The 631-nt window shown below is 44.5% G+C and carries 2 protein-coding genes; one reads left to right on the top strand and one right to left on the bottom strand.

What is annotated here, in order from left to right:
- The coding region (locus AB9F27_RS21975) for a hypothetical protein (protein WP_369758213.1) at nt 1-184 on the top strand (184 nt) is incomplete at its 5' end.
- Nucleotides 185-257: 73 nt separating this feature from the next.
- On the opposite strand, the gene AB9F27_RS21970 is transcribed toward AB9F27_RS21975, so the two are convergent.
- On the bottom strand, nt 258-631 hold a 374-nt coding region (locus AB9F27_RS21970), incomplete at its 5' end, for a hypothetical protein (protein ID WP_369758212.1).

Genomic DNA, 631 nt, shown 5'->3' with positions numbered 1-631 from the left:
GATCGCTGGATTGCCCTATTTGGAAAGTGGTGAGCTTATAGAACTGGTTTCCAATGAACGAATTCAGATTTCCCTACATTGGCAATCTAGTACGCAGTCGAGCGAAATATTACGGCGGCTCGGAGAAATTGTGAAAGAAGAGGCGCTAATTCACTTAATGCCAGATAGCTTTCGGACCATGTAATGCGAAACCTGTCTTAGAATACAGATTGCTGCACTTGGTCGTAGATCGTTTTTGCGAAGGCTATGCTCCAGAGTTATCGCTCACACGGTAAGTGGGAATAATCGGTCGGGTGTTCTTCGTTCAGATAGAATTTAGTTGCACTATTCACATCATACGGATTGTAGATAGCAATGTTTTCGATCGTGACGGTTTTCTTGCCTGCCTCCGCCGCTACCTTAACAAATTTTCGGATTGTAGATAGCTGCTTACGTGGACCTAAATCTTTTATGCTGCCCCAGCTGATAGAAACCGAGCTCAGTGTTTCGTCAAACTTTGGAACTTGTCGCTTCTTTTTGAAAGCTTGATCTGCGTTTACTTTACTCGTTTTTTGATGCGGCGACGCGGCACGATTTTGTGGATCTTTGGTCGCCGGCACGACAGAAAAGTGCTCTAGTTGATGTTGCATAT

Source organism: Falsihalocynthiibacter sp. CO-5D18, assembly GCF_041205445.1.
Classification (GTDB): Bacteria; Pseudomonadota; Alphaproteobacteria; order Rhodobacterales; family Rhodobacteraceae; genus Falsihalocynthiibacter; species Falsihalocynthiibacter arcticus.
The sequence above is the reverse complement of the archived record's forward strand: the minus strand, read 5'-3'. Positions and strand labels throughout refer to the sequence as shown.